Annotated in this window: 21 protein-coding genes; 17 read left to right on the forward strand and 4 right to left on the reverse strand. The window is 44.5% G+C overall.

What is annotated here, in order from left to right:
* Positions 1 to 86 precede the first annotated feature (86 nt).
* The 3 genes from natA to MHB62_RS01640 all read left to right on the forward strand — a co-directional run bounded on the left by natA (position 87) and on the right by MHB62_RS01640 (position 3,056).
* Positions 87 to 827, forward strand: a complete 741-nt coding sequence (gene natA / locus MHB62_RS01630; RefSeq protein WP_003234757.1) for a sodium ABC transporter ATP-binding protein NatA — start codon at positions 87 to 89, stop codon at positions 825 to 827.
* Positions 828 to 1,988, forward strand: coding sequence for a sodium ABC transporter permease NatB (gene natB, locus MHB62_RS01635; RefSeq protein WP_003246346.1), 1,161 nt, complete (start codon positions 828 to 830; stop codon positions 1,986 to 1,988).
* 135 nt (positions 1,989 to 2,123) lie between these two features.
* Positions 2,124 to 3,056, forward strand: a complete 933-nt coding sequence (locus tag MHB62_RS01640) for an aldo/keto reductase (protein WP_032722883.1) — start codon at positions 2,124 to 2,126, stop codon at positions 3,054 to 3,056.
* Positions 3,057 to 3,095: 39 nt separating this feature from the next.
* Here the strand turns inward: MHB62_RS01640 and MHB62_RS01645 are convergent, their stop codons facing one another.
* A complete protein-coding gene (locus MHB62_RS01645) occupies positions 3,096 to 4,160 on the reverse strand; it encodes a DUF4352 domain-containing protein (protein WP_003234750.1) in 1,065 nt (354 codons plus the stop codon).
* A 22-nt stretch (positions 4,161 to 4,182) separates the two neighbouring features.
* Positions 4,183 to 4,314 carry a hypothetical protein gene (locus MHB62_RS01650; RefSeq protein ID WP_120363245.1) on the reverse strand — a complete coding sequence of 44 codons (132 nt, stop codon included), beginning with the start codon at positions 4,312 to 4,314 and terminating at the stop codon, positions 4,183 to 4,185.
* A gap of 173 nt (positions 4,315 to 4,487) precedes the next feature.
* On the opposite strand from MHB62_RS01650, the gene MHB62_RS01655 reads away from it, so the two are divergent.
* Positions 4,488 to 5,906, forward strand: coding sequence for a YcdB/YcdC domain-containing protein (locus tag MHB62_RS01655; protein ID WP_003246352.1), 1,419 nt, complete (start codon positions 4,488 to 4,490; stop codon positions 5,904 to 5,906).
* Between the two features lie 186 nt (positions 5,907 to 6,092).
* Positions 6,093 to 7,454 carry a YcdB/YcdC domain-containing protein gene (locus MHB62_RS01660; RefSeq protein ID WP_010886397.1) on the forward strand — a complete coding sequence of 454 codons (1,362 nt, stop codon included), beginning with the start codon at positions 6,093 to 6,095 and terminating at the stop codon, positions 7,452 to 7,454.
* Between the two features lie 7 nt (positions 7,455 to 7,461).
* Here MHB62_RS01660 and cwlK read toward each other — a convergent pair whose 3' ends face one another.
* Positions 7,462 to 7,965, reverse strand: a complete 504-nt coding sequence (cwlK, locus tag MHB62_RS01665; protein WP_009966473.1) for a peptidoglycan L-alanyl-D-glutamate endopeptidase CwlK — start codon at positions 7,963 to 7,965, stop codon at positions 7,462 to 7,464.
* A 122-nt stretch (positions 7,966 to 8,087) separates the two neighbouring features.
* On the opposite strand from cwlK, the gene rapJ reads away from it, so the two are divergent.
* The 6 genes from rapJ to znuB all read left to right on the forward strand — a co-directional run bounded on the left by rapJ (position 8,088) and on the right by znuB (position 14,500).
* Positions 8,088 to 9,209 carry a response regulator aspartate phosphatase RapJ gene (gene rapJ, locus MHB62_RS01670; RefSeq protein ID WP_003246478.1) on the forward strand — a complete coding sequence of 374 codons (1,122 nt, stop codon included), beginning with the start codon at positions 8,088 to 8,090 and terminating at the stop codon, positions 9,207 to 9,209.
* A gap of 106 nt (positions 9,210 to 9,315) precedes the next feature.
* Positions 9,316 to 10,092 carry an SDR family oxidoreductase gene (locus MHB62_RS01675; protein ID WP_019712418.1) on the forward strand — a complete coding sequence of 259 codons (777 nt, stop codon included), beginning with the start codon at positions 9,316 to 9,318 and terminating at the stop codon, positions 10,090 to 10,092.
* 24 nt (positions 10,093 to 10,116) lie between these two features.
* The gene (locus MHB62_RS01680) at positions 10,117 to 11,802 is read left to right on the forward strand and encodes an alpha-glucosidase (protein WP_003234736.1); all 1,686 of its coding nucleotides are present in this window, start codon (positions 10,117 to 10,119) and stop codon (positions 11,800 to 11,802) included.
* Positions 11,803 to 11,989: 187 nt separating this feature from the next.
* Complete coding sequence (locus tag MHB62_RS01685; protein ID WP_003234733.1) at positions 11,990 to 12,949, forward strand: metal ABC transporter substrate-binding protein; 960 nt, start codon at positions 11,990 to 11,992, stop codon at positions 12,947 to 12,949.
* Between the two features lie 55 nt (positions 12,950 to 13,004).
* Positions 13,005 to 13,700 carry a zinc ABC transporter ATP-binding protein ZnuC gene (znuC, locus tag MHB62_RS01690; protein WP_003234730.1) on the forward strand — a complete coding sequence of 232 codons (696 nt, stop codon included), beginning with the start codon at positions 13,005 to 13,007 and terminating at the stop codon, positions 13,698 to 13,700.
* Complete coding sequence (gene znuB / locus MHB62_RS01695) at positions 13,658 to 14,500, forward strand: zinc ABC transporter permease ZnuB (RefSeq protein ID WP_003246340.1); 843 nt, start codon at positions 13,658 to 13,660, stop codon at positions 14,498 to 14,500. Before znuC ends, znuB begins: the two co-directional genes overlap by 43 nt.
* 37 nt (positions 14,501 to 14,537) lie before the next feature.
* Here the strand turns inward: znuB and MHB62_RS01700 are convergent, their stop codons facing one another.
* Entirely contained in the window at positions 14,538 to 15,533 is a 996-nt protein-coding gene (locus MHB62_RS01700) for an LLM class flavin-dependent oxidoreductase (protein ID WP_032722885.1), read from the reverse strand.
* 283 nt (positions 15,534 to 15,816) lie between these two features.
* Here MHB62_RS01700 and MHB62_RS01705 point away from each other — a divergent pair, with 283 nt between their 5' ends.
* The 6 genes from MHB62_RS01705 (at position 15,817) to MHB62_RS01730 (ending at position 21,261) form a co-directional block, all read left to right on the forward strand.
* On the forward strand, positions 15,817 to 16,416 hold the full coding sequence (locus tag MHB62_RS01705) for a TerD family protein (protein WP_003234725.1): 600 nt from the start codon (positions 15,817 to 15,819) through the stop codon (positions 16,414 to 16,416).
* Positions 16,417 to 16,437: 21 nt separating this feature from the next.
* Positions 16,438 to 17,019 carry a TerD family protein gene (locus MHB62_RS01710; protein WP_003234723.1) on the forward strand — a complete coding sequence of 194 codons (582 nt, stop codon included), beginning with the start codon at positions 16,438 to 16,440 and terminating at the stop codon, positions 17,017 to 17,019.
* Between the two features lie 34 nt (positions 17,020 to 17,053).
* On the forward strand, positions 17,054 to 17,632 hold the full coding sequence (locus MHB62_RS01715) for a TerD family protein (protein WP_003234720.1): 579 nt from the start codon (positions 17,054 to 17,056) through the stop codon (positions 17,630 to 17,632).
* 51 nt (positions 17,633 to 17,683) lie between these two features.
* A complete protein-coding gene (locus MHB62_RS01720) occupies positions 17,684 to 18,457 on the forward strand; it encodes a TerC family protein (RefSeq protein WP_003234719.1) in 774 nt (257 codons plus the stop codon).
* Positions 18,458 to 18,540: 83 nt separating this feature from the next.
* Positions 18,541 to 20,154: a YceG family protein gene (locus MHB62_RS01725; protein WP_032677553.1), complete on the forward strand. Its 1,614-nt coding sequence runs from the start codon at positions 18,541 to 18,543 to the stop codon at positions 20,152 to 20,154.
* Positions 20,155 to 20,169: 15 nt separating this feature from the next.
* Positions 20,170 to 21,261: a toxic anion resistance protein gene (locus MHB62_RS01730; protein ID WP_003234715.1), complete on the forward strand. Its 1,092-nt coding sequence runs from the start codon at positions 20,170 to 20,172 to the stop codon at positions 21,259 to 21,261.
* The last annotated feature ends 90 nt before the right edge of the window (positions 21,262 to 21,351 follow it).

A 21,351-nucleotide genomic window follows, 5' to 3' on the forward strand; every position in this document is an offset into this window, starting at 1 on the left:
AAGAACTCTTCGCGACAACTTTATCCAACTAATCCAGCTTTTCGTATATAGTCATTACTAGAAATAAAGATAAGGGAGATTGTGACATGATTACACTGACCGATTGCAGCCGCAGGTTTCAGGATAAGAAAAAAGTAGTCAAAGCGGTGCGAGATGTAAGCTTAACAATTGAAAAAGGAGAAGTCGTCGGCATTCTCGGAGAAAACGGTGCCGGCAAAACGACGATGCTGAGAATGATTGCTTCCTTGCTTGAACCATCACAGGGTGTAATCACAGTAGACGGCTTTGACACGGTCAAGCAGCCGGCTGAGGTCAAACAAAGAATCGGTGTCTTATTCGGAGGAGAAACCGGGCTTTACGACAGGATGACCGCTAAAGAAAATCTCCAATACTTCGGCAGGCTGTATGGGCTGAACCGCCACGAGATCAAAGCAAGAATAGAAGATTTATCGAAACGGTTCGGCATGCGCGATTATATGAACCGGAGAGTGGGCGGGTTTTCGAAAGGCATGAGGCAGAAAGTCGCCATTGCCAGAGCGCTGATTCACGATCCGGACATCATTTTATTTGATGAGCCGACAACTGGGCTTGATATTACGTCAAGCAACATCTTCCGCGAATTTATACAGCAGCTGAAAAGAGAACAAAAAACGATTCTTTTCTCCAGCCACATTATGGAGGAAGTGCAGGCGCTCTGTGACAGTGTCATCATGATTCACAGCGGAGAGGTGATTTACCGAGGGGCGCTTGAATCACTATACGAGAGCGAGCGCAGTGAGGATTTGAATTACATCTTTATGTCTAAGCTTGTCAGGGGGATTTCTTAAATGCTGAGCCATATTTATAAAAAAGAAATGATCGACGCTTTACGCGACAGAAAAACGATATTACTCACAATCTTAGTGCCGATGATTATGATGCTTGGACTTGTCTTTTTTTATGAAAGCATGCTGTCCGACAAAGGGGAGCAGTACACGCTGGCTGTCGGCCATTCGCTTCCGCCCGCACTGGAAAGCAAGCTTAATGAGATTGACGAAATCAGCGTAAAAACATTTGCAAAGCCTGAAGAGGCAGTTGATGAAGGAAAAGCAGATGCCTATCTGAACGTCCCGAAAGAGTTCGACTCATATGTCAACAGCATGACACCTTTTAAGGTTGATGTTTACGGCAATTCAATCGATCAAGGGTCGTCAAATGCCATGCAGCTTGTGCAGTCTGCCTTAGATCAGTACAAAAATGAAATTGTGCAGCAACGTTTAACAAATAAGCATATTGATCAATCGGTGATCCAGCCGTTTACAATTCAGCAAAAGGAAGCGGATGAGGAGAAAGGGACTTCCGCTATTATGCTTTCCGCCATTCTGCCCATGCTGATTCTGACTTCCATTGTTTCCGGCGCAATGCCGATCGCTCTTGATATCATGGCCGGTGAAAAGGACCGAAAGTCAATCGAGGCGCTGCTATTAACGCCAGTCAGCAGAAACAAAGTGCTGGTCGGCAAGTGGCTTGCGGTTTCCACTTTTGGCGTGGCTTCAGGTGTATTTGCTTTGGTGTTTTTGATTTTGTCCACCGTGTTATTTACCGAAAATTTAAAAACGGCCTTCCAGCTGGGAGATCATATGTGGAGTGTAATCGGCGCTTCAGCCTTAATCATTGTGCTCTCTGCATTGCTGATATCTGCGATGGAGCTTTTCATCAGCATCATGTCCAGCTCGGTAAAAGAAGCGCAAAGTTATATGTCTCTCGTCGTCTTTCTGCCTGTGTTCCCGATGTTTTTCATCTTCAGCAAGGCACCGAACCAATTTGACTTATCATACTTTCTCATCCCGTTTCTGAACCTGCATGCGTTATTTAAACAGCTTTTATTCGGGATGGTTGACCCGGCTACCATTTTGTCTACGTCAGGAACCATCGCCGTGCTCATCGCCATCTTCTTTTTACTAGCCAGAGCCTGCTTCCTGAAAGACAAATGGGTTCTTCCAAAATAAACTTGCGAAAGGAGAAATACACTTTCTCCTTTTTGTATATCCTGAAAAAAGAAGGAAAATAGAAAAAGGATATCTAATACAAAAAGTGACCCTGCACTATTTTTCATCAAAATTGGTTTCAAAGGAGAAGGAACAATGGATCAAACACGTACACTCGGCAAAACGAAGCTGAAGGTGAAGCGGATCGGATTCGGCGCGAATGCGGTCGGCGGGCATAATCTATTTCCAAATCTAAATGATGAAACAGGGAAGGATTTAGTGCGCACGGCATTGGATGGCGGCGTCAATTTTATCGATACCGCCTTTATATATGGATTGGGGAGATCTGAAGAATTAATCGGCGAAGTCGTACAGGAACGCGGCGTGCGGAATGAGCTCATCATCGCCACCAAAGGAGCTCATAAAGAAGTGGACGGCAGCATTGAATTAGACAATAGCCGGGAGTTTCTTCGCAGCGAGGTCGAGAAGAGCCTGAAGCGGCTGAAAACAGATTACATTGATTTGTATTATGTTCACTTTCCGGATGGAAATACACCTCTCGCTGAAGTGGCGGGCACTTTGAAAGAGCTGAAGGATGAGGGGAAAATCAAAGCAATCGGCGCTTCGAACCTCGATTATCAGCAATTGCAGGATTTTAATGCTGATGGCTATTTGGAGGTCTTCCAGGCCGAATATTCTCTCATACAGCGTGATGCCGAGAAAGAGCTTCTTCCATACTGTGAAAAACAAGGCATCTCCTTTATTCCTTACTTTCCGCTTGCGTCCGGACTGCTGACAGGAAAATTCACGCAAGACACAGTCTTTGATGATTTCAGAAAGGATAAACCTCAATTTCAGGGTGAAACGTTTATCCACAATCTCAAAAAAGTAGATAAGCTGAAAGCAGTAGCGGAGGAAAAACAAGCGGATACGGCACATGTCGCCTTGGCGTGGCTGTTAACGAGACCGGCGATTGATGCCATTATTCCAGGAGCTAAACGACCTGAGCAATTACAGGATAACCTGAAAACCTTGAACATTGAACTGACCGAAGATGAAGTGAATTTCATCAGCGACATTTTCAAATAAAAAAGGAAATAGCCGTCATGGCTATTTCCTTTTGGTGTTTTATTCTTTGATGAATGCTTCGACTAATTCTGCTGCTCTGTAATCATCCATATCAAGCTGCCATTGGTCGATGTCATTTTTCTTCATTTTCACTTCAACTGTTTTTTCAGATGAAGCAGGTCCAAGCTTTTTGAATTCCTCAGGATAGACTTGAAGCGCGTATTTCACTGCCTCTTCATAGCTGGCACTAGAGTTTTTACTGTAGTAGTCTTTCACTTTGTCTTCGATGCGGTCTGAAAGAGAAGATGCATCTACAGGTTTAACTGTGGCTTCAACAATTGCTTCGTCTTTAGAGATTGAAGTCGTTTTTGCTTGAATGGAAGAGTTTTTGCTTAATCCCTCTTTAATGCCGTTCACGATATTATCAAGCGCTTTGCTGTCCGCATATGTGCTGGAAAGGCCGGAAGCTGAGAGATAACCGTCTTTGGCTGATTCATTAAAATCATTTACAATTTCATTTTTGTTAGCGCCGGTGATTTTTTCGAAATCGGCGTTATCTTTGCCGAAAAGAAGGACATCAACATAAGCTGATAACGCTTTTGCAGAATCTTGGAGCTTATCTGCCGTCGCCAGGATTTTTTTGTCTTTTCCGTCAATTTTAAAAGTAACTGATTTTGGCTTTTTATCACCGTAAGATTCCGGCGTATAGTTAAGCTCGTATTGCTTGCCTTTATCTACAACGAAGAAAAGATTTCCTTCAACGGATTTGTCAGCGTTAATCGTGCTGCCCTGAAGCTTTTCGCTATAGTCTTCAGGGTCTGTGTCAGACATTTTGGTATCACCTTGATACAATGTGAAATCCATACTGTCTACATTCAGCGGGTCTTTTCCTGTGTTTTTCACCGCGACATTGACTTTTAACACAAGCTGGTCATCTGAAGTGGACTTATCATATTTAGACGGAAGCGTATAAGAGACATCCTTGATTTTGACTTGAGCTATATCTGAGCTTTTTTCTGTTTCTGATTCTTTCTTCTCCGCGCTTGTTTTGCTGCCGGAACAAGCAGCTGTAAACATCATCAGCAGAAGAATTAGGAAAACAGCGTACGTTTTTTTCTGAAACATTCATTTTTCCTCCTCAAATGGTTTAGGAAAGGGGAGTCTTTTGTCTTTGAGAAATGGATCTTTTTGAATGGATTAGACTCATATAACCAAAAAAATCAGTTCTTTTCTCACGGTTTTCACCGGATTTTCTGGAAACTCCGCCCTCCTTTGTCATGAATGGACCTATAAAAAGTTACAACGGAATTAATTTTAAGATTATTAGCTTTTATATTGAATAGGTTCATCATCCTATTTTTGGTGAAAAATGTTCTGGTAAAACTGGTAAACTCAGAAAACTGTGTATTTTAGACTATTACTTTTTGATTAGTTGGAGGGAACTTAAGAAGGATGAAAGGGGCCGCCTTTGTGAAGAAAGAGGGACTGAAACAAAAAGCACTGGAAATCGGCCGGGTGCCGACACACTTAAAACTGGAAATTGAAGATTATGGCGGTGATGATAAAAGAGCTCATTTTTGTTGGGCAGATCCTCAGGATGAGAATACCGGCATTATCGTGGAGCTTGGACCGGACGGAGAGCTGGAATCCCTTTCCCGTGATATTGAGCCTGAAAGCGGAGAAAGGCTGTCTGAGGAGAAACTAGAGGATATCATGCGCCAATTTGTCGAGACTCATCATCCGGGGGCACTCTCTGCCTTTGTTCGTGAAGAAAATGACCGTGCATACGGCGATAAAGTGAGATTTTCATATGTTCAAATGGAGGCTGGGCTTCCTCTCCCCATGAGCGGATTTATGGCTGATGTTTCCTTATCAGGTGAGATTGTTTACTTCCGTTATTACGGCGAAGCGGGCAGCATCATCAAGCCAAAGCGGGTCGCGGATGTTGAAGAGGCACTTGCCTTTATCAAGAAGGACGTGGAGTTCGACCTTTTGTTTGAGGTTCTCCATCGTTCTGTTTACAAAAACGGAGATGATCAGCCGCATTTGGTGTACGAGCCTGAAGGTAGGGCGATTACCGTACCTGCGGATTTGGTTCAAGAAGAACAAGCAGTTGATGATGACGATGATTACAGGGAGCCGGAGAGCTTTCCTCTCCCTTTATTCGAGGGCATCCGCGAAAAGGCCGATCCTGACAGCATGATTGGTATTGAAAATGGGTTTGTCAAAGAGCGGGAAGCGGATTTGGGAGATGGGAGAATTGGAATCGTTTGGCGGAATCCGGATGACCCTGTGTATCAGCCGGCGGATAAAAGCATGGACAGCTGGTTTAAGGGACGGACTCATCAAGTGCTGAAAACCATCTATAACAAAGAAACCGGAAAACTCGAAGGCGTCATGTCATTTATGGAGAAAAAAGGGCCGCTGACAGTAACCTTGGCAGAGTGTGAAAAAATCGCGCTTCGCTTTCTATTTGCTTTATTTCCGAATGCCGATCAATATTTTAGGATCAGATACGACGAAAAAGATGAAGAAGAAAACGCAGTCGCTGGTTTTACGTTTGAAGCGCATTGTCACGGAGTTCCGCTCCGATTTGGGCAGATCAGAATTTGTGTCAGCCGCCAGACAGGGTATATCACCGTTTATATGGGACCGGATATTGACCCAAATAAGCTGGCAACCATTGATCCTGTGCCGGCTATTTCAGTTGAACAAGCCAAGTCTATCTTTTGGCAGCATTTTAAAGTTGAGCTTGGCTGGGAAAGAGAGTACGGGGATGATGAAGAACACAGCTACCGGCTCGTCTATAAGCCGGTGTATCCGCATTTTATCGATGCACATACAGGGGAGCCTGTCTTCAGCATATGGTGAAACAGCCAAAAGTCACGCAATTGCCTCAGATATAGAAGAGAGTATGTGATGAAAGTAACAGAAAGAATCTCAAAAAACAATGACAATAATAGAAAAGGACCTTTCTTCACTTTAAATGAAGAAAGGTCTTTTTATATAATAAACAGGATTCTCTTTGTCGTAGACTCTTTGAAAGGGATGACTTCATTGGTTAATAAACAGCTGAAAAAGAAGGCGCAGGAGATCGGAAATGTACCGACGCATTATGAGCTTGAGATAGAAGATTACGACCAAAAGCAAAAGAAGTACGGGCAGGCATATTTTATCTGGAAGGACCCTAAAGATCCGGAAAAGCACATTACAGTTGAACTTAGAAATGACGGCGCCTTGCTCACCTTTTCAACAACTGTCCACTCCGAGACAGACAAAAAACTTCCAGATGCCGAGCTGAAGCTGACGGCTCTTCAGTTTGCCGCTGCCAATCATCCCGGCACATTTATGAATTTTCATTTTCAAGGCAAGGAAGAAAGGGGGCAGCACATCCGGTTTGTCTATACCAAAATGGAGCTGGGGCTTCCGATTCCCAATTCAGGCTTTTTAATTGATATGACACGAAGCGGTCAGATTGTCCACTTTCTATATTACGGGGAAGGGCATAAAGCCGAAGTTCCGACGGAATTTGTAGCAAAAGAGAAGGTTGTATCCCATTACTTAAACACAATGTCTTTTGAGCTGATGTACGATGTCATTGATGGCGAACAGGAACCAAGGCTTGTATATGAACCGATTCTACCGGGATACAGCTATCCCGCAGATGTAGACGAAATTGTGCCCGACCAGCATATCGCAGATGAAAGAATAGAAAACACGGCGCCACTGCCGCCGCTTCAGAACAAGGAAGAAGTTGATATATTTGCCTTGCTGGGTTTTACCTCTGATATGCAGAAAGTCAGTGAAAGAGACTTTGGAGAACAAATTGGAAGCACGTGGCGCAGGGGCGCTGCGCCGGAGCGTAAGGATTTAAGCATAGGAAGCTATTTTGAAACGAGAAATAAAAATACAATCAAAATGAAGACGGATAAAAGAACCGGAAAATTAAAAGCAGCGCTTTCTTTTATGGACTGGCGGAACAACCTCCAATGCTCCACGGAAGAATGCCAAGAGATAGCGCTTCAATTTTTGTATGCCCTCTATCCGAGAGCGGCTGAGTTTTTCAGGGTGAATCCCGTCCGAATTGATGAAAGAGGGAGAGTCCGCAACCATTTTTCTGTCTGGTATAAAGGAGTGCCGCTGCGGTTCGGCGCTGCCCGCATCATTGTCAATCCGGAAACTGGGTTGATTGACGCTTTTATGGCGCCTGATATTGAACCTGAACAATTGGAAGCGATAAATCACAGGCCGGATGTTTCCGCTGAAGAAGCGAAAGAAGCATTTTTAGCCGCTTTTGATGTGAAACTGGAATGGCAGCCTGATTTTACAGCAGGCAGTGACCAGCACTGCAAACTTGTCTATAAGCCGGTTTACCCTTCCTATATTGATGCGCACATAAGGAAAAAGAAAAGGCTGTGAGGGGTGTCTAGTTAGGAATCATCTCCAAGTGGGGGTAGTCCTTGAATCGTTTCCAATCCCCGCCCCATTCGAAACCGAGTGTCTTAGCGATCTCGACAACCTCCAGCCAATCTGATTTTCCGTTTTGATTGCCGTCATATTCCATATCCCATATGATGCTGCCATCCTTTTTTTGAAGGGCGAAATCAATCGCTAAACCATAGTTATGATACGATTCCCCTCCTCTTGCATAGGTGACAATATTCCCTTTTTTTGTACGTCCCTGTTTATATAATTCATCTTGTTCCTTAAAGGACCTGAATCCTTCAGTAATGACGACGTCAATGCCTTTATTCGCTGCAGCGGCTTTGAGTGCATCGGCATTCTGCTTCACAATCGGATGAAGATCCGAGGGGACAGGCATGTCCTGCAAGGCGTTTTGAGAATGCCATTCATGCCGAATATAACTAAAACAAAGATCTAGAAGAAATAGAATACATAAGATAACAAATGTTTTTGCGGGTAAGTTCATATCGGTCTCACTTTCTCAAGATGTGCTGAATGTTAACGCTTTTAAGTGATTGACTCTCTCTAAAAGCGAACAGCTATGATAAAATATAACATAAATAGTAGCAGGAGGAAGGAGGCAGACCGATGAGAGCAAAGATTCCATCAGAAGAAGTAGCAGTAAAGCTGAATGAATGGTACAAGCTCATTCGCGCATTTGAAGCAGATCAAGCAGAAGCGTTAAAGCAGGAGATTGAATATGATTTAGAAGATATGGAAGAGAATCAGGACTTGCTTTTATATTTTTCTTTGATGGAATTCCGGCATCGAATCATGCTTGATAAGCTGATGCCGGTGAAAGACAGCGACACCAAGCCTCCGTTCTCTGATATGCTGAACGAAATTGAAAGCAATCAGCAAAAACTCACGGGCTTACTGGAATACTACTTTTATTATTTCAGAGGAATGTACGAATTCAAGCAGAAAAATTTCATATTAGCGATTGACCATTATAAACATGCCGAGGAAAAGCTCGAGTATGTCGAGGATGAGATCGAAAAAGCTGAGTTTCTTTTTAAAGTCGCAGAAGTGTATTATCACATCAAACAAACGTATTTTTCCATGAATTATGCGAGCCAGGCGCTTGATATCTATACGAAATATGAACTGTACGGTCGCCGCCGGGTTCAGTGTGAATTTATCATCGCCGGAAATTTGACCGATGTGTATCATCATGAAAAAGCACTGACCCACTTGTGCAGCGCTTTAGAACATGCCAGGCAGCTTGAAGAAGCGTACATGATCGCTGCTGCCTATTATAATGTCGGACACTGTAAGTACAGTCTGGGTGATTACAAAGAAGCGGAGGGCTATTTCAAAACAGCCGCCGCCATTTTTGAGGAGCACAACTTTCAGCAAGCTGTTCAAGCTGTATTTTCACTGACCCATATCTACTGTAAAGAGGGAAAATACGACAAGGCAGTAGAGGCTTATGACCGCGGGATAAAGAGCGCGGCTGAATGGGAGGATGACATGTACTTGACGAAATTCCGCCTCATTCATGAGCTGTATCTTGGAAGCGGCGACCTGAACGTGCTTACAGAATGCTTTGACCTGCTGGAATCCAGGCAGCTTCTTGCTGACGCCGAAGATCTGCTGCATGATACAGCGGAACGTTTCAATCAGTTGGAACATTACGAGTCCGCCGCTTTCTTTTACCGCAGGCTGATGAATATTAAAAAGAAGCTTGCCGAGCAGCGTTTTCAATAGGAAATGGCAGAGAACTACAGGTTCTCTGCTTTTTTTGTGCTGTTTTCAACTCGGAAAAACAGGGTATTTTCCACTGCATAGTGAGAAACAGAGGAGGATATCAAGTATGTACAAAGATTTAACCGGAAAAACAGCGATTGTGACAGGGTCTTCAAAAGGAATCGGGAAAGCCATTGCGGAACGGTTCGGACAGGAGAAAATGAATGTTGTTGTAAATTACCACAGCGACCCGTCTGGAGCAGATGAAACTCTGGAAATCATTAAGCAGAACGGAGGGAAAGCCGTCTCAGTTGAGGCGGACGTGTCAAAAGAAGAGGGGATTCAGGCGCTCTTGGACACAGCTTTAGAGCATTTCGGCACGCTCGATGTGATGGTAAACAACTCCGGTTTTAACGGCGTTGAGGCGATGCCGCATGAGATGAGTCTTGAAGATTGGCAGAGAGTGATTGATGTCAATGTTACCGGAACCTTTCTGGGAGCGAAAGCAGCACTTAACCACATGATGAAAAACAATATCAAGGGCAATGTGCTGAATATCTCAAGTGTTCATCAGCAGATTCCGCGCCCTGTAAACGTTCAGTATTCCACATCCAAAGGCGGCATCAAGATGATGACGGAAACGCTGGCGCTCAATTATGCGGATAAGGGAATCCGCGTCAATGCGATAGCGCCCGGCACCATTGCCACAGAATCAAATGTTGATACGAAAAAGGAAGAGAGCAGGCAAAAACAATTGAAAAAAATCCCGATGAAAGCCTTCGGAAAGCCTGAAGAAGTGGCGGCAGCAGCAGCTTGGCTCGTATCTGAGGAAGCAAGCTATGTGACCGGCGCAACACTTTTCGTCGACGGCGGAATGACACTTTATCCATCTCAGCTTGAATAGAAGACAAAACAGGGGGATTGCGGGATGAAAACAGACTGGTGGAAGGATGCAGTGGTGTACCAAATTTACCCGAGAAGCTTTCAGGACAGCAATGGAGACGGAATTGGGGACTTGCGGGGGATTATTTCCCGTCTTGACTACATAAAGGAGCTCGGGGCAGATGTGATTTGGATTTGCCCGATCTATCCTTCTCCGAATGTTGATTACGGCTATGATGTGACAAACCATAAGGCGATTATGGATTCTTACGGAACAATGGACGATTTTCACGAGCTGCTGGACCAGGTGCATCAGCGGGGATTAAAGCTGGTGATGGACTTTGTGTTAAATCACACCTCGGTCGAGCATCCGTGGTTTAAAGAAGCGGAGCTGGACAAAAACAGCAAATACCGTAGCTATTATTATTGGCGTCCCGGCACAAAGAACGGCCCGCCGACGGACTGGCTCTCAAACTATGGATGCCCGGTCTGGCAATACGAAGAGCACACCGGAGAATACTATCTCCATATGAATGCCGTCAAACAAGCTGATTTAAACTGGGAAAATCCCGAAGTTCGCCAGGCGGTGTATGACATGATGAAATTTTGGCTCGATAAAGGGGTCGACGGTTTGCGAATTGATCAGCTCCATCTCATTTCTAAGAAAGAATATCTTCCTTCGTATGAGGACTATATCAATCAGCAGGCAGAGCCGAAGCCCTTTCAGCCAAATGGCGAACGAATCCATGACTATTTAAAAGAAATCACAGATGAAGTGTTTTCTCATTATGATGTCATGTCTGTCGGAGAGGTCGGCAGTGTCACACCGGAAGAAGGCCTGAAATATACGGGAACAGATAAGCATGAGCTGAATATGATTTTTCACTTTCAGCATATGGAGCTTGATCAGCAGCCCGGAAAAGAACATTGGGATTTGAAGCCCCTTGAGCTTTCTGATTTAAAATCGGTTTTGACAAAATGGCAAAAGAAGCTTGAACATCAAGGCTGGAATACATTGTTTTGGTGCAACCACGACCAGCCCCGGATTGTGTCCAGATTCGGAGACGATGGGGAATACCGCAAAGCATCAGCGAAAATGCTGGCAGCCGTAATTTATTTTATGAAGGGCACGCCGTATATTTATCAGGGAGAAGAAATCGGGATGACAAACGCGCCGTTCACCCGGATTGAAGACTACAAAGATATCCAAACGATCAATATGTATCATAAACGGGTGTTTGAAAAAGGCTATGATCCAAATGATGTGATGAGATCGATCTTAGCCAAAAGCCGGGATCACGCCCGGACCCCGATGCAGTGGAACAGCGGCAAAAATGCCGGATTTACTGACGGCACGCCTTGGCTGAAGGTCAATCCGAACTTCACCGCAATCAATGTGGAGGAAGCGCAGGGAGATCCTGATTCTGTCTTAAACTATTACAAAAAGCTGATCAGCCTGAGAAAGCAGTACGCTGACCTCATGAAAGGGAGCTTTGATCTTTTGCTTCCGGACGATCCGCAGTTGTTTGTATACATGAGAGAAAACAGTAAACAACAGCTTTTGTCGGTCAATAATTTTTCAAAAGAGCAGGCTGTTTTTCAGTGGCCTAAGAACTGCGGCAAAGCTCAGGCCTCACTGCTTCTCAGCAATTATAACAACGATGATCTTGATGACGAAATGGTGTTCCGGCCTTATGAGAGCAGGGTCTATCTTCTGGACAAAACAAACTAATGATTGAAGTAGCCCGGCATTTTTAGCCGGGTTTTTTTAGTACATATATTCGCTCTGCAGGCGGGAAGAATAAATGAAAATGAAATTTATTCTTGCAAAACGTAATGACTTCGGTTTATTATGATATAGGATTACAAAATCGTTATCATTTTGATTTAAAGTTACTGAAAAAGAGGGGATATACGATATGTTTAAAAAATGGAGCGGTTTGTTTGTGATTGCAGCGTGCTTTTTATTAGTTGCAGCATGCGGCAACTCATCAACAAAAGGGTCGGCGGATTCAAAGGGTGATAAACTGCACGTTGTCACAACGTTCTACCCGATGTATGAATTCACAAAACAAATTGTAAAAGACAAAGGCGATGTGGATCTGTTAATCCCATCTTCCGTTGAACCGCATGATTGGGAACCGACGCCGAAAGACATTGCCAACATTCAGGATGCTGATTTGTTCGTTTATAATAGTGAATACATGGAGACATGGGTTCCGTCAGCTGAAAAAAGCATGGGCCAAGGCCATGCCGTTTTCGTTAATGCAAGCAAAGGCATTGATTTAATGGAAGGCTCTGAAGAAGAACACGAAGAGCATGATCATGGGGAGCATGAGCACAGTCATGCAATGGACCCTCACGTATGGCTTAGCCCTGTTCTGGCACAGAAGGAAGTTAAAAATATTACGGCTCAAATCGTGAAGCAGGACCCGGATAACAAAGAATACTATGAGAAAAATAGTAAAGAATATATTGCAAAACTGCAGGATCTTGATAAACTATATCGTACAACCGCAAAAAAAGCGGAGAAAAAAGAATTTATCACGCAGCATACAGCTTTTGGCTATCTGGCAAAAGAATACGGCTTGAAGCAGGTTCCGATTGCAGGGCTTTCACCTGACCAAGAACCGAGCGCAGCCAGCTTGGCAAAGCTGAAAACATATGCCAAAGAACATAATGTAAAAGTTATTTACTTTGAAGAAATTGCATCCTCAAAGGTCGCAGATACGCTCGCCAGTGAAATCGGCGCGAAGACAGAAGTGCTGAATACACTGGAAGGCTTGAGCAAAGAAGAACAGGATAAAGGTTTAGGGTATATCGACATTATGAAACAAAACCTCGATGCCCTGAAAGATTCACTATTGGTTAAATCATAAGATAGTGTGCGCCGGAGGGGTGCACACTATTTCTTTGTGAGAAAGGAAGATTAACATGAATCTCGTCTCATTGAAAGATATCGTTTTCGGCTATTCCCATACGCCTGTTTTAGATAAAGTATCACTTGATATTGAAAGCGGTGAGTTCGTCGGCATCACTGGACCAAACGGCGCCTCTAAATCGACGCTCATAAAGGTAATGCTCGGCATGCTGAAACCGTGGGAAGGCACAGTGACGATCAGTAAAAGGAATACAGAAGGGAAACGCCTGACCATAGGGTACGTCCCGCAGCAAATTTCTTCATTTAATGCCGGATTTCCGAGCACGGTGCTGGAGCTTGTTCAGTCAGGCCGCTATACAAAAGGGAAATGGTTTAAACGTTTAAATGAAGAAGATCATCTTGAAGTAGAAAAAGCATTGAAAATGGTGGAAATGTGGGACCTCCGCCATCGTAAAATCGGTGATTTATCAGGCGGACAGAAACAGAAAATCTGTATCGCCAGAATGCTCGCCAGCAACCCGGATCTGCTGATGCTGGACGAACCGACGACAGCTGTTGATTACGACAGCAGAAAAGGATTTTACGAATTTATGCATCACCTTGTGAAAAATCACAACCGCACAGTTGTGATGGTTACTCACGAACAAAACGAAGTACAGCAATTTTTAGATAAAGTGATTCGATTAGAGAGAGGAGAAAAAGGCGGATGGAAATGTTTGACTTGGAATTCATGCGACGAGCTTTTCTAGCAGGCGGCATGATCGCCGTCATGGCTCCGATACTAGGAGTGTATCTCGTTCTCAGAAGACAGGCCTTAATGGCTGACACACTTTCACATATCTCATTGTCAGGTGTTGCCATCGGCTTTTTTCTCAGCACCAATATAACCGCAGCAAGCATAGTCGTCGTGACCATCGGCGCGATCGGAATTGAATACATGCGGCGGGCGTATCGGACTTATTCAGAAGTGTCCATTGCCATCTTAATGGCAGCTGGTTTGTCCTTCGCGATGTTTTTAATCAGCCTTTCCAAAGGCACAGCCAATATGAGCATCGATCAATACCTATTTGGATCGCTTGTGACAGTTAACCAGCAGCAGGTCTATATTATCAGTATTATCACACTGCTGATCCTGCTTTATTTTATCGTACTGAGAAGGCCGCTCTACCTGCTGACGTTTGATGAAGCAACAGCCAAAACATCGGGAATCAATACAAACGTTCTCTCGTTGTCATTCAGTATTGTCACAGGCCTTGCGATTTCAGTCATTATTCCGATCATCGGGGTTCTTCTTGTATCGGCCCTGCTCGTATTGCCGGCAGCCTTCGCCATCAGAATTGCAAAAGGCTTTAACATGGTTTTCATTACAGCCATACTCATTTCATTATTCAGCGTATTTACGGGACTGACATCATCCTATCAGCTCGGGACGCCGCCAGGTCCGTCTATTACCCTGCTATTGATCGTTTTGCTATTAATCGGATTTGCAGTTCAGGGAGTTTGGACGTTTATCAAAAAAGAAGCTCAGCGCAAAAAAAGAAGCCGATAACATGAAAAGCAGTTTTCCCTAGGGAAAACTGCTTTTTTTATAGAAACAATCCGGCAAGGCGCTCATAAGATTCTTTTTTCGCCTCAAAATCAAACACATTGCACAGAACCATGATTTCATTTGTTTCGTAGCAGCCTGTGAGGTCTAACAGCTGTTGTTTGACAGTGGTGGGAGAACCGATCACCATCCGCTTTCTGTTTTCTTCTATGAGTTTTTTATCGGACGCTGTATAGGGATGAGCTTTCGCTTCCTCGATGCTTGGCACGCGGCTGTCCAAGCCTTTTCCGACGCGAAGAAGCCACAAATCCTGGCTTAATGCGAGTTCTTCTGCCTCTTCATCTGTTTTTGCGCAAATGACAAAAATCGTAAACAGTGCGGATGGATTCGAAAAATGGGCTGAGGGCCGAAAGCTTTCCCGGTAGATGCGGAATGCATTTTCTCCTCGCTCGGGATTAATGAAATGCCCAAATACATATCCAATCCCCTGTTGCGCCGCGCGTCTTGCGCTGTTTTCACCAAGACCGAGCACCCATAGCTCGGGTGCCGTGTCAATAAGGGGCGCCGCTTTGATTCCGGCATACGGATGGTCGGGAGGAAGGGAATCTGTTAGAAAATAAGAGACATCCTGCAGCTGTCTGTTAAATTCGGTTAAGCTTTTTTTCACCCCGTCCGTTAATGCAAGCCTGGTTTTTGTCGTGCCGCCGGGGGAACGGCCGACGCCGAGGTCAATCCGGTTTGGATACAGGGCCTCAAGCTGGCGAAAGGTTTCAGCCACTTTAAATGGGCTGTATTGGGGCAGAAGCACGCCGCCTGATCCGACACGAATGGTGTTTGTCTGTGCTGCGATGCGGGCGATCAAGATTTCAGGCGCTGTGCTTGCCAGTCCTTTCGTGCTGTGATGCTCGGCAAACCAATAACGCTTATAGCCCCACTCTTCGCTTAATTGGGCAAGCTCAACCGAATGCTGGAGAGTTGTCACAGGGCTTTCTCCTTTAGAAACAGGTGCCTGATCAAGTATGCTTAAATGAATCAAAAGGCCGCTTCCTTTCTGTCTGTTTTTAGATGGTGACACCAGAATAGGCAAAATGACTTGCCCGCGTCAAATGGTTTGTTTAAGAAGCGCACTTTATAGCATTTGCAAATCATATATCAAATATGGAAGTTTTTTTTCGAGGTTTTTCGTCAATTATTCTTAACTTTTACGAAACTTTGATATAATAACAAACGTATATATTAGTAATTTACGGCTTATTTTCCTTGTGAGCGTAAAAATAAATGTGACTATCTTCACATTTCGATGAGTAGGAGTGAATCGTGTGGCAATTTCTTTAGAAAAAGGTCAACGAATTGATTTAACAAAAGGAAAAGCCGGTCTGTCAAAATTGATGGTCGGTCTCGGCTGGGACCCAGTGTCCTCAGGCGGAGGATTCTTCAGCAAACTGCTTGGCGGAGGCGGTCCGAATATCGACTGTGACGCTTCAGTGCTGATGCTGGAAAACGGAAAATTCACCGATAAGAAAAACCTGATTTATTTCGGCAACCTGAAAAGCCGCTGCGGCGGTGTACAGCATACAGGCGACAACCTGACGGGTGACGGTGCAGGCGATGACGAGCAAATTATGATAGATTTAGATAAAGTGCCTGGAAACATCGATAAGCTTGTATTTGTAGTAAACATTTACGATTGTGTCAGAAGAAAACAAGATTTTGGCATGATTCAAAATGCGTTTATCCGCGTAGTTGATCAATCTAATCACGAGGAAATGCTCAAGTACAATTTGAGAGACAATTACGCCGGCAGAACAAGCCTGATTACAGCAGAAATCTACCGCAGCGGCAGTGAGTGGAAGTTTGCGGCGATCGGTGAAGGCACAAACGATACGAGATTAGAAGATATTATCAGCCGATACGTATAAAAGAAAAGGAGTGGATGAAACATGACAATCTCATTGGCAAAAGGACAAAAAGTAGATTTAACAAAAACAAATCCTGGTCTTTCAAAGGTTGTTGTCGGTTTAGGCTGGGATACGAACAAGTATGACGGCGGACACGACTTTGATCTTGACTCAAGTGTGTTTCTGTTAGACGCCGCAGGCAAATGCGCGTCACCAAACGACTTTATTTTCTACAACCAGCTTGAAGGCGGCAACGGTTCAGTCGTTCATTCAGGCGACAACCTGACTGGTGCTGGCGAAGGCGACGATGAGAATGTAAAAGTAAATCTCAGCGCTGTACCGGCAAACATTGATAAAATCTCATTTGTTATTACCATTCACGATGCAGAAGCGCGCAGCCAAAACTTTGGACAAGTATCAAACGCGTTTGTCCGCATCGTAAATGAAGAAACAAATGAAGAGCTCATCCGTTACGATCTTGCAGAAGATTTCTCTATTGAAACGGCAATCATTGCAGGGGAGCTTTACAGACATAACGGCGAGTGGAAATTCTCAGCAATCGGCTCAGGCTACCAAGGCGGCCTTGCCCGCATTGCAACAGACTACGGTTTGCAAGTCGGTTAAGACAAATACGAAGAGCAGAAAGGAGAGAGGCAGTATGGCCATTCAATTATCAAAAGGACAGCGCATTGATTTAACAAAAACAAATCCGGGACTGACTAAAGCGGTGATCGGCTTAGGCTGGGATACAAACAGGTACTCCGGCGGACACGATTTTGACCTGGATGCTTCGGCCTTTTTAGTTGATGCGCATGATAACTGCGTAAATGATCTCGATTTCGTCTTCTATAATAACCTTGAACATCCGAGCGGCGGTGTCATCCATACGGGTGACAACCGCACGGGTGAGGGCGACGGAGATGATGAGCAGATTATCGTTGATTTCTCAAAAATCCCTGCTCACATTGAGAAAATCGGCATCACAGTGACCATTCACGACGCTGAAGCACGCAGCCAAAACTTTGGACAAGTTTCCAATGCATTTGTCCGCGTTGTGGATGAAGAAACGCAGAATGAGCTTCTTCGCTTCGATTTGGGAGAAGACTTCTCCATTGAAACAGCTGTTGTCGTTTGTGAGCTTTACAGACACGGCGGCGAGTGGAAATTCAATGCAATCGGCAGCGGATTTTCCGGCGGGCTGGCTGCATTGTGCCGGAATTACGGTTTGCAAGTGTAAGCGAGTGACAAATAGAGAAGTCACCGTTTCAAATTAATAGGAGGAAAAAACTTGGACTTTTTACATCATATTTTGTCTACGTATGCTTCATTTTTCGATTGGAAAATGTGGGGGGAAGTTCTGACTGATCCTGTTTCCTGGGGTTTGATCGGTTCCCTTGTTGTTCTGGAAGGCCTTTTATCGGCCGATAACGCGCTTGTTCTTGCGGTCATGGTTAAACACCTGCCGGAAAAACAGCGGAAAAAAGCGTTAACGTATGGTTTGTTTGGAGCTTATATTTTCAGGTTTATTTTCATCGGGCTCGGTATGCTTCTCATTAAATTCTGGTGGATCAAGGTGCTTGGCGCGCTTTACCTGGCTTGGCTCGTCATTAAGCACTTCTGGATTGGCGAAAAAGAAGAGGAAGCGGACGGCATCAAGAAAAACTCTTGGATGGTCCGCACGTTTGGGATCTTCTGGGCGACTGTCATTTCAGTAGAATTAATGGATCTTGCCTTCTCTGTGGACAGCATCCTGGCCGCGTTTGCAGTATCTGAAAAAGTATGGGTGCTTCTGATTGGCGGTATGCTTGGTATTTTAATGATGCGTACAGTGGCAAAAGTATTCCTTGTGCTGATTGATAAAATTCCTGAGCTGGAAAACACAGCATTCGTCTTAATCGGCATTATCGCGCTGAAAATGGCGGGGAGCGCTTTCCATTACGAAATGCCGCACTCTGTATTCTTCATTATCATTATCGCTGCATTTGCGGTAACATTGATCATTCACTACATCAATAAACAAAAGCAGGTGCGCGAACAAACAGCCGCTTCAAAAGAAGAATAAAACAAAACAAGGAGGGAGGTTCAATGTCCTTCCTTTTTTGTTACCGAAATATCGTTCAATGACAAACCGGAAAGGAGGATATGATGAGACAAGAAGAACTAACCATTCATAAAGCACTTCCGGCTGATGGCGATTGGAAAAGCCTGCTGTTTCAGCCATTGCCGGAGCGGGATCACTATGAAACTGCACAAGGCCTTTCTTTTTCTCGTCTTGCCGGTCAGATATTGGGCACGCCTATTGATGAGACGGATTACTATAACGAGCTGTATGAGCTGTCTGTAAACGACCGCATAACGATTTTGAGTGAAACGCTTGATAAAACAATCGAACCGGAAACATTTCAAAAGCTTCAGCATATTCATTCCATCAATCAGAAAGAAAAAGGGCTGTCAGTCAGCCGCTTTGTTGCCTTTCTGGACGGGGAAAAGCTGATTGCGAAGCACTCAAATCCCCTGATGCACCGCCATTTAAGAAAAGCGCTGATGACGCTTTTACATACCTTTGCGGACAGTCATGAAAAGGGGCTGAATCATCCTGATTTTCGCAGAGTGCTGCTTGATGTCTCGAAGTTTTCCTTAAACCATCTGAACCCTTGGCTGGAAAAAACCGATATAGAGCGGGAGATGCCGAAGGTTGTTTGGTATGGAGATGCGACGAAAAGCCAGCTCTATTTCTTATATTATCTGATGCTGGTCGGCTGTGATGTACTGCTGTTCCATCCGGCGGGAACGGATCAGCTGGCGCTTGTCGACCCGAAGCAGGAGCTCGGTTTTACGGAAAAGCTCCCGGATGTTTCGGAGCTTCAGCCGTTTCCGAAAGAAAAACCAGACCGGAAATCAACAGTGGCTTACCGCTCAACAAAGGAAATTGAACATGTGCTGAATCACGAGGAATCCATGCTGTATAAGCCGTGGCAGTTCAGAGATCACACACCGGTGTCCGTTACGCTGAAAACGACCTATGATGAATTGTTTTTAATCACGAAAGAACGCGCCTTTATTCGGCCGAATTTCAAAGCTGATAAACATTCCATTGAGATTCCGAATGTATTCGCCAAAATTATGGGCGTGTCGAAAGACAATAAGGAATATTGGAACAGGCTTCATACTCTAGCGGATTATCAGGAAACAGAAATGGTCAGAAGCTTTCCATTTACAGAAGAAATAAAGTCGAACTATCAATTTCACTACAGCCACGCACTTGATCAAGAAGGGAACATTGATCCGGACAAGCTGATGGCAAGCAATGTGTGGCAGTACAAACAGCTGCCGGCGGGCGTTCAGACTGCCATTGCCAAAACGATTTCGAGAATGTGCAGGCACCCGCGGCTTAAAGCCTTGCATCAGGAACAAGTCAAGGATGTTCAAATCTATTTGTTTAAACAAACAACAAATCTGCCTGCTAATCTGCTGAAATTGATTCAAATGTTCGACTATGCGCAAACCGTTCCGAAACTCGTTTTATATCATACGGAAATGAGCGGCGGACTCACGCGTTCGGATGCTGCTGCCCTGCTGTTCCTGAATGAAATTGGAATCGATATCATCATTTATAATCCGCCCGGACACCAAGATATTGAGCAGTTTATTGAAGATGACCAGTATGATATCCACTGGCTGGATGACATGGTGTTTCAGCAGGACTACAAAGAGCCTTCGCTTGTGAAAAGGCTCTTCAGAACCATTACCCAAAAATAAGGAGAGAAGAAAAGCATGACAACAGAAAATCAAAATCCGCTTGTTCTCGATAAAAATGAAGAGATTTCCCAGCAAAAAGCTGACGATATCCGTCTTCAGCTTCGTCAGGAACCAGAAGTGAAGCGGCTTGCTCAACAAATTGACGTCAAAAACCAAATGGAGCTGCTTGAGTACGGCAAGGAGCCGGCCGTTGAAATATCCAAGTTCTCTGACCGCATCTTAGGGATGATGAAAACAACAAGCGTGACAGACTCCGGCACAATGCTGACTCAGCTTGGGAAAATCATGGACCGCTTCGACAAAAATGATTTTGATGAGCCAAAGGGATTAATGGCGAAAATTTTCAAACGCGGCGGCAGCATGATTGAAAAAATCTTTAAAAAGTATCAGACGCTTGGCGGAGAGATTGAAAAAATCCACGTTGAGATTTCAAAATACAAAGATGAGATGACGAAGACGAACTACACGCTCGATGAAATGTATGAAAACAATATCAAATACTATATGGAGCTTGAAAAATACGTCGTTGCCGGGCAGATGAAACTGGAAGAGATGCAGTCGATCCTTCCTTCATATGAGGAAAAAGCGGCAAGCGGGAACCAGCTGGCGCAAATGCAGCTCGATACGTTGCGCAACGGCATTCAGGCGCTTGAGGAACGGGTGTATGATCTGGATATGGCACGGATGGTGGCGCTTCAAACTGCTCCTCAAATCCGTCTCCTGCAGCGAGGAAATGCAAAGCTGATCGGGAAAATCAACTCGGCGTTTATCATTACCATTCCGATTTTCAAAAACGGCATTATTCAGGCTGTTACGGTAAAGCGGCAAAAGCTTGTGGCTGATTCCATGAGCGAGCTTGACCGCCGGACAAACGAGATGCTGAAACGAAATGCTGAAAACATCTCGAGCCAAAGTGTTGAAATTGCCAGAATGGCCGGCAGACCGAGCATAGATATTGAAACGATCGAATCGTCTTGGAACACGATTGTCAGCGGCATGCAGGAAACAAAACAAATCGAAGAAGAAAACAAGCGCCTCCGCGAAGACGGCGCGAGACGAATTGCACAGCTTCAGGATAATATTAAAAAAGCAGCATTGCAGCAATAATAAAAACCCCGCTTGTGGAACATAAGCGGGGTTTTTCAATTACATCATTTAGTTAATGACAATGTGTAAAGACAGGTGTAAACTTAAACG

This window comes from Bacillus sp. FSL K6-0255, assembly GCF_045040725.1.
In the GTDB taxonomy this organism is placed as follows: Bacteria; Bacillota; Bacilli; order Bacillales; family Bacillaceae; genus Bacillus; species Bacillus subtilis.